Raw genomic sequence first — 13235 nt, 5'->3', positions numbered from 1 at the left:
GTCAAATAGGAGAAGCTGTTTGGCTTGCCAGGACGACCACGTCGGCGGCAATAGGCCGAGCTTGTCGCCCCGCCCGCACCGAAACCATTACGGACCCCGATAGACCCGCCACCGGAAGCTGGCAGCCCACCCTGATCACCGCGAAGGCACGGACCGGTGCCTCAACCGCCGCCGGCGCTACGCCGGCATCGCCATCATGATGTCGGCCAGCTGGGTCGCGTTCTTCTGGATCCTGCACCGCCGCAACCCCGACACCAACCCGACCAACGGAATGTCATGGCGCACACAAGCACAACGACCGGTCATCGGCATCATCGGCTACCTCACCGGCATCACCCTGAGCTTCCTGGTGCATCCAGCGCTCGGTCTGACCGTGCTCGCCATCCCTGTCTACTACCGAAGCACGGCTGTTCGCGATCACCGGGCACGGGCGCACCGAGGGTAATTAGTTTGATCTGCGGGGTCGTACGCAGATGCTGCTGAAAACCGCTGGGCGGCAGACGTAGGTTACGCGTTTCGGGCCGCAAGCCGTTCACACGGGAAGTTCACGCCCGGCGTGGGCTGAGACCGGCATGGGTGAGTTACCCGCTGTGCAAAACCGGGCGGATTAGGTCGATGTCACGACGAGGGGTCGATGGGAACGCCGTAGTGCCGCGCCCATTCCTCATAGGCGCGCCTGCCTTCCTCGATCATGTAGAAGGACCGCAGCGTGCCGTCTTCGTCGAGCCATGGTGGGCGAGGGACTCCGAAGGCCTGCACCAACGGTGTAGCCAACCGGTGCGCCACGATCATCCTGTCCCTCATCCCGATCGTGTCCGCCAGGTCGACCACAGTTACCGCGCGAGGCCACCGCCCCTCGACCCGACGGTGGATCGTGCGTGCAAAATCTACGTTGGCGAAGTCGGTGATCTGCAGCACCGCGATGCGTCACCCCTACCTCCGAATCGTGGCGTCGTGTTGTGGCTTCTGAATGAACAGCGGACGGTGGAATCGCTCGCCCTCCGGATGATCGAACCGATCCCGGCCGAGCGAGGCCCAGAAACCGTGCGCGCCCTCGCTGTACGCGAACAGCCTCCGGTCCGGGTGCCGCGCTGCAAGGGCAACCACTACCTGCGTTCCGACGCCGCGCCCCCGCGCGGCGGTGGCCACCTCGATGTACTGGATCTCCAAGCGCTCCGGCACAGGCTTCGGCGCCCTCACATACTTCGAGTTGATGCCACCCGAGTCATCGCGTTCGACCCGTGCCACCTCGTGGCCGCCTTCCAGCACCTGCACGAACCACGGCTCGCTCAGGTGGTAGCGCCGCGGCTCCTCCCACCAAGGCTCGTTCTCGTACGGCTTGGACCAGTCGAACGCCGGGAGCCATGAGTACTTGCTCTCAGCGCCGCTGCGATGATCGAGGAGTTGCAACGGCACTATGGTCAGTCCTGCAACTCGAACGGCACCGCGCCGAAGTACCGGTCCCACTCGTCGTATTCCGCGATGTCGCTGAGCAGCCGCGCTACCGCGAGGTCGTACTGCGTGATGCGGAGGCCCTGATGCCCGCCGCCGATCGGCACGATGCCCCGGCCACCGTCGACATACGCGTAGTTGACGCGGTCGACCAGCGAGCCGCGCCAGAACATGTCGGCGATGCTGATCTCGCGGACCTCTGAGTCGGGGAATGCCTCCGACCACGTGAACGTCAGATTGTGCTCGTGCTGGCTCTTCGGCATCCCGTAGGCGATCGTCAGGTCGATGTCCGGGCGGTATACGGCCACGTCGACGTGGCTGTCGTGATCGATGCCAGCCTGGTCGCCGGGTCCGGTCCACGAACTGAAGCGGTCGCGGTAGGTCGGCCCCATCGCCTTGATCTGCCGCCAATCGGACGGGCGCGAGTTGGCGATGAGAGTGCGTAGCTCGTCGAAGGTCATGTGGTCCTCCCCGGGGAAAAGTGACGCGCCGCGTCCTGCGGCGGATCCCACGTTAGCCAGTGGTACCGACAGGTCGGCGTTACCGCTGCCGCCGGCAGACACGGTGGCCGTCGAGGGCTAGTTGCCGTCCTCTGGCGGCTCCTTGATGACGTGCAGGTAGGTGATCCCGCCCTGGTTCACGCAGTCCTGAGCAAGTTCCTGCACCTGCCTGTGGAACTCGGTGTCGGTGGCTGCTGCGTTGACGGTGAGCCGGACCGGAGAGTAGGCGGGTAGCGGTGTCGAGTTTCCGCCGAACGTGAAGCCGTGCCCGTCGATGGTCAAGATGGTGAGAGGCTCGTCGCCGGTCCACTCGATGCCCACGCGCACCTCGTACTCCCCGTGGTGCAGTGCCGCTGCTGTCGCGCGGATCAGGGCAGCGAAGTCGGCGACCGCGCGTTCGACTGATCGGGCGTCGACCTCTCCGCCGCTGTGATTCTCATTGGGGCCTTTACGGTGGCCACCCACAACCGTCGCGAGTGTGATCGCCCCGTCGTGGTGCACCGCTGCCCACGTCTCACGCCACAAGGCGCTGCCGCCCGAGACGTTGTTGGGTGCGAGCCATCGTCGAAGTCCTGGGCGGGGGTTGAGCCGATCGATGTTCTCAAGGGGGTGAATGCTGCCGTCACGTGTCGAGTAGCTGTGCGTGATCTGCTCGGCTTGTTTGAAGACCTGTTGGGCTTCCTCGCGGGTCGGGCGGACGAGCGAACCGGGTATGCGAGGGTGCGCGACCGCGATCAGCCAGGCTCGGTTCGCGGTGTCCCGGCCGGTGGCAGCCTCGGCGTAGAGCGAGTCGACCGCCTCGCTGGACCGGCGGCGTTCGTCGAACCGCGCTCGGTACATCGCCTCGATCTGTGGCTCCTTCATCCAGGCGGTGTCGGCGTCGTTCCGGATCGGGGCACCGAAGTAGTCGTTCTTGTAGACCAGGTGTGGGCCGTCCACGCTGGCGGGCACCATCACCGCGACTGCGCTTGGGCTGGTGCCGAGACGATGGATCTCCAACCCGAACACCGGAGGCGTGATCGCTGTGATCGCAACGCTGCGGAGAGTGCGCTCGTGTTCCTGGGAAAGGTCCACGACGTCCTTGCGGCCGGCGGCGGCCTTCTTCTTCTCCTCCACTCCGTACACGATCATCCCGCCGCCGCTGTTGGCCATCGCGGCGACGTCCTTCGGGAAGTCGGACAAGGGCAATCCCTTAGCCGCAGGCAGCTCCGACTTCCAGTCGAGGTCGTTGGTCTCAGCGACACCTGCTGCGATGGCCTGGTTGAGGATGTCGTCGGTCAGCGCGCTCGGCGCGAGGCCCAAGCTGCGGTGCAAGGGGGTAAAGGTCATCACACGAGGGTAGAAGCTGGCGGTGACGGCCTCCGGCGGGTCCGGAACCTGATCGCCGCCCGCTTCCGGGTCACACCTCAGCGGTGTCCACGGTCTCCCACCCCGTCCAGGTGCCCGCCGGATACTTCCGCAGCGTCACCCCGACGTAGATGACCTCGATCGCACCGTCGATCTCGTCGCCGCGCACTCGTTCCACATCGAGGTACCAGGTGCCGGCGACGTGCTCGACCTCGCCGGAGGACAGCCACACGGTTACGGCGCCCCGGTCGGCCATGAGGCACTCGCGGTAGTAGCGCGCGTCGCACTCGAACACCGACGTGGCCATCGGCCCCGACGCGGCGTAGAACCGCTCGACAGTCGTCTCATTCCTGCTGTTGTTCACCATGTCGGCGACGGTACGGAACAGAGGTGCACGCACCGCGGTGGTGCGAACCACCTCACTGTTAAACGTCTGCATTTGGCACATGAATGTGGGGAGCCACATCCGTGTCTCTCGAACCACGAAGGTCGGGAGGCCGCATCATGGCACTCTGCGGATACTGCAACCATCCCGGCTACCACGCCCAGTGCATCCCGCTGGCAACCGAACCGTCGCGCCGGTGCCGCGCTGCCGGCAGGAACTGGACCGGTACGAATACCCGCGGCGGTAGCTGAACGGCGGACCCGGGGCCTGTCGATTCGGTCCCGGGCAGTTCAGGCGTTCACGTCAGTGTCCCCCGCCGCGATGCTGGCAACCCGCCCAGCACCTCATGCCGTGCGAGGTTGAGTTCCGGGCTGCCCACGGTGCCTACCGGGAGCACGAACCGTAGACCTTCCAGTGGCGACGACGACTTCCGCTTGGTCTTCGGTTTCTTCTATCGCTTCGTCTTCATTTGGGTCGAGGAGACGGCCGATACGAGATTCGCAGCCAGTGTGGTCGGTGTGGTGAGCGTGGGGTCGCGCTTGCCGGCGCGGACTGCGGACACCCAGCGCAGCACGTCGTGGATCTCTTCTGACGGATCATTGAGGAACACCCTGCGCAGCCGGGCGGCGAGATCGTCGAGGAGTTCGATCTCCCCCGCCGTGAGTTCCCGATCGGCGGGGATCAGTTCGGTGTCCGCAACGGCAGCGGCGAGTTGGTCGAGCCTCTCTCGCTTGGCCACCGGTTCCTCCTCGGCGAGGGGTGTCGGTCAGGGCAGCGTAAGCGGGAGGGGTGACACGACGAGCCCGAAACGTTCCAGATGCCGGAGTTCGGCGGGTGAGCACGGGAGATGTCCTGAAGGTGGGCAACGTGGCGAGACAGTTGGGCTACTCGGATTCCGCCGCGAAGAAGTCGTCGACGGTCCACTCGTCCGCCGACACCGTCAGTGTCTTCTTCGCGATCACCTGCCCTCGGTGACTCGTCGATCGCGCGACCATTTCCATGCTGACCAGATCCGGCGCGCTCGGTCCAGCAACCACGGTGATGGTGAGGTCACGGGACCACTCGCCGGGGCGCAGGTCGCCGATGTCCCACGTGACCTCAAACGAGTCGTCCAGTTCGGTCATCGACGCGGAACGGCGCGAGATGGGGACGAGGCTTTCGATGTCGGGGCGGACCCACCCCATGTTGGCGAGCGGGAAATCGTCCACGGGGTCCGGCCACTTCGGCATCTCCGGCCAGCTGTCGACACGCGGCGCGGCCGTGTAGACGCGGATACGGTCCTTCGGGACGCATAACGCCAGCTGCACCCCTAAGACCGGGTCCTCGGTCTCGTTGCCCACCTGGAAGTGCACCGTGTTGGTGCTCTCGTCCTGAGCTATCGCCCTGAACAGATGGCTGAGGAGCACGCGACTGAGCTTCGCCAGGTAGGTCTTCACCCGGTTATCGAACGTCGCGGCATGAGACTCACGGTTGCTGCTGAGTGTGGTGAGGAACGCGTTCTCGGCGAATCGACCCAGCAGCGACAAGCCGCCCGCAGATGCCGGATCAGGAGGTGTCGGCTCCGGCTCCGGTGGCCTGCCGTTGACAGCCCGGACGTGCGCCTCGTGTCTGCTCAGCCACTCGAGGACCTGGTCACGGCCGGCGTTCAACCGATGCAGTGGATCGGCCGCGCTCCGCAGCGCGAGGTCCAGTTTCGACCGCTGTGCGCCCTGCGCGCGGCGGTCGGCGAGCATCTCGATCTCCTTCGGGCCGGCCGGCGCCGTGCGCGCATGCCCACGGTGAAAGACCACACCCGCGTCGAACTTGTCGTACTGCTTCTGCAGCGAGTGGATGAGGTCGCCTGGCTCGGGCGGTTCGACCATGACCACGAGCACCTCCACCCCGCCGAATCGCACCGTGCGCGGCGTGAACCGCGGCGTGGACGCGTACGTCTTGATCCCCGGCGTCAGGTTCGCGTGGTCGACCGCAGCGATGCCGGACGCCGCGCCGGGTTCCACTCCCACGACCATGTAAGCGACGCCGCCGGTGGTGACGCGGGCGTCGTCGACGGACCGGTTCGCGAACCCGAGGACCGCCTTCGCGACGGCGAACTTCCCCGGGGCCTTGGTCAGGTCGAGGCCGCTCTTCCATTCCAGCCAGTTCGTCTCCTGCGCCTCGGCCCGCGAGCCGTGGATCGCCGCGACCAGTTGCAGGAGTTCATCGTCCGTGCGAAACGCGCGGGAGGTGTCGATGTCGCTCAGGGTGAGGGGCAGCGGGTCCACCAGTCGAGCGTATGTGGTGGGGGTGACAGCTCAGGGCCGCTAACCGTGGTCTGGATGGAACAGGCGGTCGGTGGGGCGATCGCGACGGGCGTAGTCCCGATCCCGGCGCAGTACGAATCGATCCGTCTGCGGATTTCGCAACTTCACCCCTTAGATCGTTCCGAGTCTGCTGGAAGGACGCGGTATTTCGAATCAGCACGACTTCTTGGCTCCCGACACCCTGACAGCCCAAATCTCAAGGCACTAAGGCAAATAACCCAACTCGGGCGTGACGGCAAGTAAGACACTTGCGCACCGCGCACTTGACCATCGGTCAATCTCGGCGCGAGAACCACAACTCGATCGAACGACATAACGTGCGTCGCCGCGCATAGCGTGCGCCGCCGGCTCGACATTGGCGAATATTGGCTAACCGCGGGCAGCCTCGTGGTCCCAAGGACGGCCGCCAACTCACGTGCCCAACACGTCGAAACTTCAGCATAACCGCAGGTCAAAGCCTACTTCTCGTTGTCGGGCTGACAGGATTTGAACCTGCGACCACTTGACCCCCAGTCAAGTGCGCTACCAAGCTGCGCCACAGCCCGCGGCGCTACCGGACGAACCGGCAACGGTTGGAAAGCCTACCTCAGACCTCCCGCCGGACCCTAAACGGGTCCGGCGGCGCGGCGACGGTCAGCGCTTGACGCCGCGCTTCTCCCGCACCCGCACATTGATCTTGATCGGGCTGCCCTCGAAACCGAACTCTTCACGCAGCCGGCGCTCCAGGAACCGGCGGTAGCCGGCCTCCAGGAAGCCCGTGGTGAACAGCACGAAGGTCGGCGGGCGCGAGGCCGCCTGGGTGGCGAACAGGATGCGTGGCTGCTTGCCACCGCGCACCGGCGGCGGCGTCGCAGCGACGATCTCCTTGAGGAACGCGTTGAGCCGTCCGGTCGAGATGCGGGCGTCCCACGATGCCAGCGAAGCCTCGAGCGCAGGCACCAACTTCTGTACGGCCCGACCGGTTTTCGCGGAGATGTTGACGCGCGGCGCCCATTGCACCTGCACCAATTCGCGTTCGATCTCCTTGTCCAGCAAGTAGCGCCGGTCCTCATCGACCAGGTCCCACTTGTTGAACGCGATGACCAACGCGCGCCCGGCCTCGATCACCATCGACAGCACCCGCAGGTCCTGCTCGGACAGCGTCTGGGAGGCGTCGATCAGCATGATCGCGACTTCGGCGGCGTCGATCGCGCCGTGCGTGCGCACCGAGGCATAGAACTCATGACCGCTGGCCTGGCCGACCTTACGGCGCAGACCGGCCGTGTCGACGAAACGCCAAGTCTTGCCGTCCAATTCGATCAGCGAGTCGACCGGGTCCACGGTGGTACCGGCGACGTCATGCACCACGGACCGCTCGTCACCGGACAGCTTGTTCAGCAGCGAGCTCTTGCCGACGTTGGGCTTGCCGACCAGCGCGACGCGGCGCGGACCGCCTGTCCCGCCACTCATTTCGGACAGGGTCGGCAGCACCTCGAGCACCGCATCGAGCAGGTCGGCCACACCGCGGCCGTGCATCGCACTGATCGAATACGGCTGGCCCAGCCCCAGCGACCACAGCGCCGCGGCCTCGGACTCCACCTTCTCGTTGTCAACCTTGTTGGCCGCCAGGAACACCGGCTTGCCGGAGCGCTGCAGCCGCTTGGCCGCGGCCTCGTCTGCCGCGGTCGCTCCGACCACGGCGTCGACCACCAGGATGATCGCGTCCGCAGTGCGCATCGCGACGGTGGCCTGCTCGGCCACCAGCATCTGCAGACCCTTGGCGTCGGGTTCCCAACCGCCGGTGTCCTGCACCACGAACCGGCGCCCGACCCACTGCGCGTCGTACGACACGCGGTCCCGGGTCACGCCGGGGATGTCCTGGACCACCGCTTCACGACGGCCCAGAATGCGGTTCACCAGAGTCGATTTGCCGACATTGGGCCGCCCGACGACGGCCACCACCGGGGGCGGTCCCGCGTACTCGTCGAGCTCGGCCTCGAATCCCTCCGCGCCGATCTCCCAGTCGCCTTCGTCGAACCAAACTCCGTCGTCACTCATTGACGCACACCTACCTTCTGCTGCACGAGATCCAGCAGATGTGCCACCACACCAGCCTGGGTCATATCGCTGGAATCGACCACGACCGCATCATCGGCGGCCTGCAGCGGCGAAACCGCGCGGGTGGAGTCCAGATGGTCCCGGCGCTGCACATCGGCGAGCACCGCTTCGTAGTTGTCGCCCAAGCCATTTGCGACGTTCTGCGCATTGCGCCGACGGGCGCGCTCCTCGGCTGAGGCGGTCAGGAAGATCTTGAGATCGGCGTCCGGCTTCACCACGGTGCCGATGTCACGGCCCTCGACGACGACCGAGCCGGCCTCCGCGATGAGCTCACGCTGCCGCTGCACCAGCAGGGTCCGCACGGCCGGAATCGCCGACACGGCCGACACGGCAAGGGTCACCGCGTCACCGCGAATCTCGTCCGAAACGTCTTCGCCCGCAAGGTACGACGTGTCGTGGTCCGGGTCGAAGCTGACGGAGAAGTCGGTCTGCTCACACACCGAGACGACGGCATCGGCGTCGGCGGGGTCGATGCCCGCCCGTAGCACCGCCAGCGTCACGATCCGGTACATCGCCCCGGTGTTGATGTGGTTGGCACCGAGTGCGTGCGCCAAACCCGTTGACACCGAGGACTTTCCGGTACCCGCCGGACCGTCGATCGCAATGACGATGGCGCCGTTCACAGTTCCACCGCCTGGTACAGCTCGCCAACTTCCTTGCGCGTCAACGCCCGCAGGCTGTTGACCCGCTGCTCCCCCAGCGACACCGTGCCGATGTGCGTGCGCACCAGTTCCTTGACCGGGAACCCGACCTCGGCCATCAACCGGCGCACGATGCGATTGCGCCCCTCGTGCAGAACGATTTTCACCAGAGTCTTACCGGCGGCCATGTCGACCACCACGAATTCATCGACGTGGACAGGTCCGTCTTCCAGCTCCACGCCCTCGCGCATCTTCTTGCCCATCCCGCGCGGCACCGTCCCCTGCACGGTGGCGAGGTACGTCTTGGACACCTCGTACCGCGGGTGCATCAAGCGGTGCGCCAGTTCACCGTCGTTGGTCAGCAGGATCAGTCCCTCGGTCTCGGCGTCGAGCCGGCCGACGTGGAAGAGCTTCTTGTTGCCACGCACCCGGTGCTCGACCAGATCACCGATGCATGGCCGGCCCTGATCGTCAGACATGGTGGAGTGCATGCCCTTTGGCTTGTTCAGCGCGAGGTACACCAGGTCCTCGTCGACGAGCACCCGGCTGCCGTCCACGCGGACCACCTGCCGGTCGGGGTGGACGCGGGTACCGAGTTCGGTGACGATCTGGCCGTCGACCTCCACCCGGCCGTCCAGGATCATCCGCTCGGCGACGCGCCGAGAGGCAACTCCCGCCTGCGACAGCACCTTCTGCAGTCGCACGCCTTCTTCGTTGGCCACCATGTCAGTCCCGATCTACGTCGAATTTGGCCGGCTCCGCCGGCGCAGGGGTTCCGCCGAGTTTGGCGAAACGCGGCTCCTCAGAGAGGGTTTCAGTGATGTCGTCGATGACGTCGACGTCCGGCAACAGCGGGGCGAGTTCCGGTAGCTCGGCCAGCGAGTTCAGCCCGAGCCGCTCCAGGAACAGTTCCGTGGTTGCGAAAGTTGTTGCACCGCTATCGGAATCGGTACCGGCTTCGATGATCAGCCCGCGGGCGGCGAGGGTCCGCATCACGGCGTCGACGTTGACGCCACGCACCGCACTCACCCGGGCGCGGGTCACCGGCTGCCGATAGGCCACCACCGCGAGCGTCTCCAGCGCCGCTCGGGTCAGCTTCGACCGCGAGCCGTCGAGAATCAGTCGCTCGACATACGGCGCGTACCGGGCGCGGGTGTACATCCGCCAGCCGCCGCCGGCTTCGCGCAGGTCGATGCCGCTGCCGCGCTCGGCCAGGTCCGCGGCCATCCGGCGCAGCTTGCCCTCGACCCGCTCGATCGGCTCGTCCAGTGCGGACGCCAGAGAATCGACCGGGGCCGGGGTGTCGACCACCAGAAGCAAGGCCTCCAGAGCCGAGCCCAGTTCGTCATCGGTGATCTCGGTGTCGATCCCGTCGCTGGAATCGTCAGCGGCGGTGTCGAGTGCGTCACCTTCAGTGCCGACGGCTTCCTCGGTCACACCGGCGACAGGGTCGACGTCCTCGCCCACGCTGCTATCCGCGGTAATCACCGCGTCGTTGTCTGTCATGAGTCTTCTTCCACCGCCGCTGCCAGATGCTCGTTCGTCGGCCGCTCCCCGGTCCACGAAACTTGCAGCACTCCAAGCGGTTCAATCTGCTCGAAGTTTACCGCCTTGGCACGGTAGAGCTCTAATAGCGCCAGGAACCGCCCGACGATCTCCATCCCGCCATCGCAGTCGGCGACCAGTTCGGTGAACGACGCCCACTCCCCGACACCGCGATTCTGCAGCAGGCCCATGAGTTTCATCGCCTGCTCGGGTACCGATACCGCCTGCACGTGCAGGTGATCGACCCGCAACGACGGCACCGGACGCGGCGTGAACGCCGTCGCCGCGATCTGCGCGAACCGATCGGCGTCGACGCCCAGCATCACCTCGGGCAGCAGCTCGGTGAACCGGTCCTCGAGAGTGACCGCCCGCGGGTAGCTGCGCATGGCCGCGGCTTCGAGTTCGGCGAACATCAAGGCGACGTGCTTGAACGCGCGGTACTGCAGCAGCCGCGCGAACAGCAGGTCGCGGACTTCCAGCAGCGCCAGGTCTTCCTCGTCGTGGACCTCGGCGGCGGGCAGCAGCCGGGCGGCCTTCAGATCCAGGAGCGTCGCCGCGACCACCAGAAACGCGGTCGTCTCGTCCAGCTCCAGCTGGCTGCCGATCTCCTTGGTGTACGCGATGAACTCATCGGTGACCCGGTGCAGCGCCACTTCGGTGACGTCCAACCGGTGCGCGAAGATCAGCTGCAGCAGCAGGTCGAACGGGCCCTCGAAGTTGGTGAGCTTGACCTGGAATCCGACCTTCTTCTCCTCCGGCTGATCGGTCGCCGGATCCGCCGGCGCCGCGTCCCCGGCCACATCAGAGACGTCGACGTCCGAAATCACGCGCCGAACCGGTCGATGACCTCAGACGCCAATGCCCGGTACGCCTGGGCACCACCGGATTTCGGGGCCCACGTGGTGATCGGTTCACCGGCGACGCTGGTCTCCGGGAAGCGCACGGTCCGGCTGATGACGGTGTCGAACACCAGATCGCCGAAACGCTGCACGACCCGCGCCATGACCTCACGCGCGTTGACGGTGCGGTTGTCGTACCGGGTGATCAGGATGCCGCTGATGTCGAGTTTGGGGTTCAGCCGATCACGGACCTTGTCGACGGTGTCGGTCAGCAGTGCCAGGCCGCGCAGCGAGAAGAACTCGCATTCGGTCGGGATGATCACCCCGTCCGAGCAGGCCAGGCCGTTGACCGTGAGCAGTCCGAGGGACGGCTGGCAGTCGATCAGCACGTAGTCGTAGCGGTCCAGTACGGGATACAGCGCGCGGGCCAGCGTCTGCTCGCGGCCGACCTCGTTGACCAGCTGAATCTCGGCGGCGGACAGGTCGATGTTGCTGGGCACCAGGTCCAGGCCCTTGACCCGGGTGTTGATCAGCACGTCGTCGATCGACACCCGCGGTTCGATGAGCAGGTTGTGCACGGTGTGCTCGAGCTCGTAGTGCGGGACACCGAGACCAGCGGACAGCGCACCCTGCGGATCGAGGTCGACCAGCAGCACCCGGCGGCCGTATTCGGCCAGGCTGGCACCCAGATTGATGGTCGACGTGGTCTTGCCGACGCCGCCCTTCTGGTTGCACATCGCGATGACCTTGGCCGGGCCGTGCACGCTCTTGGGTTTGGGCTCCGGGATGTATCGCGCGGGCCGTCCGGTCAGACCGATCGCGGGTTCTGGATCTGCGGGCGTGGCCGAGCCATCGACATCAAGCGACAACGAAACCGGTTCCATCGGGCTCAGACCCCCCAAGCCTGTTGGGACATCGGTCATGTGTCGCCGATCAGCGGCGTGACTCCCATAGCGAACATCCGGGCAAGTTTAACGGTGCCACGCCGCTGACGACGGCAGACCCGCTGTCCTAATGTGTCAACTATGAGCTGGAAGCAGCGGTGGTCGTTCGTGCAGATGGCGCTGGGGATGCGCAAGTTCATCCAGACAGGACAATTCGGCGACGGCCGGGAGGCCGCCGCGGCGGCCTACGTGGAAGCAAATGCCCGGCGCGGCGACGTCGATGACGTCCTCGCCACCATCGACAGGTTCGCTCGGGAACAGTCGATGCTGGTCAATGTCGGCGACGAAAAAGGACAACTCCTGGCATCCGCGGTGATCCGTGCCAACCCAGAGCGGGTCCTGGAGCTGGGCACCTACTGCGGGTACAGCGCGCTGCTGATGGCCCGCACCGCCCCGGACGCGCACATCTTCACGGTCGAACTGTCGGCCGACAACGCGGAGATCGCCCACCGCATCTGGACTCATGCCGGCGTCGCGGACCGCATCACCTGCGTGGTCGGCACCATCGGCGACAGGGGCGACACCCTCGACCGGCTGGCCGAGCGCGGGTTCGGGCCGGGCAACCTCGATTTCATGTTCATCGACCACGACAAGAGCGCCTACCTCGATGACTTGTTGGCGATCATGGAGCGCGGCTGGCTGCGCCGCGGCGCCGTCGTCGTCGCCGACAACGTCAAGGTGCCCGGCGCGCCGAAGTACCGGGCGTACATGACTGACCAGCAGGGCAAGACCTGGAACACAGTGGAGCACCCCACTCACGTCGAGTACCAACATCTGCTGCCCGACCTGGTGCTCGAATCGGACTACTTGGGCTGACTGCCGCCCAGCGGCCGGGCCGGACGCTGCCACGGCCACGAACCGGTCATCTCGACTTGCAGAGAGAAGCTCAGGAAGGTCCGGATGGCGACGATGCCGGCCAGAACCGCGACGCTCTGCGCGGTCGGGGTGACGGCCACCGTCCGGATGATGTCGGCCGCGACCAGGAATTCGAGCCCGAGCAGGATCGAGCGGCCGAGCTGCCTGCGGAATGCGTCGTAGGCGCCGCCCTCGGGGCCGCGCAGACGACCGACCAATGCCGCCAAAGCGATGACGGCACCACCCACGATCACCGCGACACCGACAGCATCGATCACCTTGCCGGTCGTCTCGATGATGTCGTAGAAGGCCATCACCGGATGCTAACGC

General features: G+C 66.1%; 16 protein-coding genes and 1 tRNA gene. 2 read left to right on the top strand and 15 right to left on the bottom strand.

Annotation, left to right across the window (positions count from 1 at the left end; genetic code table 11):
* The first annotated feature begins 196 nt into the window (after positions 1–196).
* Positions 197–445: a hypothetical protein gene (locus tag AC1U2B_RS26485; protein ID WP_480219122.1), complete on the top strand. Its 249-nt coding sequence runs from the start codon at positions 197–199 to the stop codon at positions 443–445.
* 173 nt (positions 446–618) lie between these two features.
* Here the strand turns inward: AC1U2B_RS26485 and AC1U2B_RS26480 are convergent, their stop codons facing one another.
* The 14 genes from AC1U2B_RS26480 to AC1U2B_RS26415 all read right to left on the bottom strand — a co-directional run bounded on the left by AC1U2B_RS26480 (position 619) and on the right by AC1U2B_RS26415 (position 11990).
* The gene (locus AC1U2B_RS26480) at positions 619–918 is read right to left on the bottom strand and encodes a hypothetical protein (RefSeq protein WP_480219121.1); all 300 of its coding nucleotides are present in this window, start codon (positions 916–918) and stop codon (positions 619–621) included.
* Positions 919–933: 15 nt separating this feature from the next.
* The gene (locus AC1U2B_RS26475) at positions 934–1416 is read right to left on the bottom strand and encodes an N-acetyltransferase (protein ID WP_480219120.1); all 483 of its coding nucleotides are present in this window, start codon (positions 1414–1416) and stop codon (positions 934–936) included.
* 5 nt (positions 1417–1421) lie between these two features.
* Positions 1422–1913: a hypothetical protein gene (locus AC1U2B_RS26470; protein ID WP_480219119.1), complete on the bottom strand. Its 492-nt coding sequence runs from the start codon at positions 1911–1913 to the stop codon at positions 1422–1424.
* 117 nt (positions 1914–2030) lie between these two features.
* Entirely contained in the window at positions 2031–3281 is a 1251-nt protein-coding gene (locus AC1U2B_RS26465) for an AlbA family DNA-binding domain-containing protein (RefSeq protein ID WP_480219118.1), read from the bottom strand.
* Between the two features lie 70 nt (positions 3282–3351).
* Positions 3352–3666: a hypothetical protein gene (locus AC1U2B_RS26460; RefSeq protein WP_480219117.1), complete on the bottom strand. Its 315-nt coding sequence runs from the start codon at positions 3664–3666 to the stop codon at positions 3352–3354.
* Between the two features lie 469 nt (positions 3667–4135).
* The gene (locus AC1U2B_RS26455; protein WP_480219116.1) at positions 4136–4423 is read right to left on the bottom strand and encodes a hypothetical protein; all 288 of its coding nucleotides are present in this window, start codon (positions 4421–4423) and stop codon (positions 4136–4138) included.
* A gap of 145 nt (positions 4424–4568) precedes the next feature.
* Positions 4569–5945, bottom strand: a complete 1377-nt coding sequence (locus AC1U2B_RS26450; protein WP_480219115.1) for an AlbA family DNA-binding domain-containing protein — start codon at positions 5943–5945, stop codon at positions 4569–4571.
* Between the two features lie 510 nt (positions 5946–6455).
* Positions 6456–6529: transfer RNA gene (locus AC1U2B_RS26445), tRNA-Pro, on the bottom strand.
* An 88-nt stretch (positions 6530–6617) separates the two neighbouring features.
* The gene (der, locus tag AC1U2B_RS26440; RefSeq protein WP_043398725.1) at positions 6618–8021 is read right to left on the bottom strand and encodes a ribosome biogenesis GTPase Der; all 1404 of its coding nucleotides are present in this window, start codon (positions 8019–8021) and stop codon (positions 6618–6620) included.
* Positions 8018–8704 (bottom strand): (d)CMP kinase, encoded by a 687-nt coding sequence (gene cmk / locus AC1U2B_RS26435; protein ID WP_418001545.1) that lies wholly within the window; start codon positions 8702–8704, stop codon positions 8018–8020. Before cmk ends, der begins: the two co-directional genes overlap by 4 nt.
* Positions 8701–9447 (bottom strand): pseudouridine synthase, encoded by a 747-nt coding sequence (locus tag AC1U2B_RS26430; RefSeq protein WP_418001544.1) that lies wholly within the window; start codon positions 9445–9447, stop codon positions 8701–8703. Before AC1U2B_RS26430 ends, cmk begins: the two co-directional genes overlap by 4 nt.
* 1 nt (position 9448) lies before the next feature.
* Complete coding sequence (gene scpB / locus AC1U2B_RS26425) at positions 9449–10228, bottom strand: SMC-Scp complex subunit ScpB (RefSeq protein WP_480219114.1); 780 nt, start codon at positions 10226–10228, stop codon at positions 9449–9451.
* Positions 10225–11067, bottom strand: coding sequence for a segregation/condensation protein A (locus AC1U2B_RS26420; protein ID WP_418005905.1), 843 nt, complete (start codon positions 11065–11067; stop codon positions 10225–10227). Before AC1U2B_RS26420 ends, scpB begins: the two co-directional genes overlap by 4 nt.
* Positions 11068–11090: 23 nt before the next feature.
* Positions 11091–11990, bottom strand: coding sequence for a ParA family protein (locus tag AC1U2B_RS26415; protein ID WP_480219113.1), 900 nt, complete (start codon positions 11988–11990; stop codon positions 11091–11093).
* A gap of 141 nt (positions 11991–12131) precedes the next feature.
* Here AC1U2B_RS26415 and AC1U2B_RS26410 point away from each other — a divergent pair, with 141 nt between their 5' ends.
* Positions 12132–12866 carry an O-methyltransferase gene (locus AC1U2B_RS26410; RefSeq protein WP_480219112.1) on the top strand — a complete coding sequence of 245 codons (735 nt, stop codon included), beginning with the start codon at positions 12132–12134 and terminating at the stop codon, positions 12864–12866.
* On the opposite strand, the gene AC1U2B_RS26405 is transcribed toward AC1U2B_RS26410, so the two are convergent.
* The gene (locus AC1U2B_RS26405; protein ID WP_480219111.1) at positions 12854–13219 is read right to left on the bottom strand and encodes a DUF1622 domain-containing protein; all 366 of its coding nucleotides are present in this window, start codon (positions 13217–13219) and stop codon (positions 12854–12856) included. The genes AC1U2B_RS26410 and AC1U2B_RS26405 overlap by 13 nt on opposite strands.
* Between the last annotated feature and the right edge of the window lie 16 nt (positions 13220–13235).

The sequence above is a fragment of the Mycolicibacterium sp. P4_G11 genome, assembly GCF_056555145.1.
This window is presented reverse-complemented; position numbering and strand designations above follow the sequence as displayed.

Bases quoted from the DNA above. Each gene is read 5' to 3' on its own strand.
- AC1U2B_RS26485 (WP_480219122.1), top strand. From the start codon at position 197: ATGATGTCGGCCAGCTGGGTCGCGTTCTTCTGGATCCTGCACCGCCGC.
- AC1U2B_RS26470 (WP_480219119.1), bottom strand. From the start codon at position 1,913: ATGACCTTCGACGAGCTACGCACTCTCATCGCCAACTCGCGCCCGTCC.
- AC1U2B_RS26465 (WP_480219118.1), bottom strand. From the start codon at position 3,281: ATGACCTTTACCCCCTTGCACCGCAGCTTGGGCCTCGCGCCGAGCGCG.
- AC1U2B_RS26460 (WP_480219117.1), bottom strand. From the start codon at position 3,666: ATGGTGAACAACAGCAGGAATGAGACGACTGTCGAGCGGTTCTACGCC.
- der (WP_043398725.1), bottom strand. From the start codon at position 8,021: ATGAGTGACGACGGAGTTTGGTTCGACGAAGGCGACTGGGAGATCGGC.
- AC1U2B_RS26430 (WP_418001544.1), bottom strand. From the start codon at position 9,447: ATGGTGGCCAACGAAGAAGGCGTGCGACTGCAGAAGGTGCTGTCGCAG.
- scpB (WP_480219114.1), bottom strand. From the start codon at position 10,228: ATGACAGACAACGACGCGGTGATTACCGCGGATAGCAGCGTGGGCGAG.
- AC1U2B_RS26415 (WP_480219113.1), bottom strand. From the start codon at position 11,990: ATGGAACCGGTTTCGTTGTCGCTTGATGTCGATGGCTCGGCCACGCCC.
- AC1U2B_RS26410 (WP_480219112.1), top strand. From the start codon at position 12,132: ATGAGCTGGAAGCAGCGGTGGTCGTTCGTGCAGATGGCGCTGGGGATG.
- AC1U2B_RS26405 (WP_480219111.1), bottom strand. From the start codon at position 13,219: ATGGCCTTCTACGACATCATCGAGACGACCGGCAAGGTGATCGATGCT.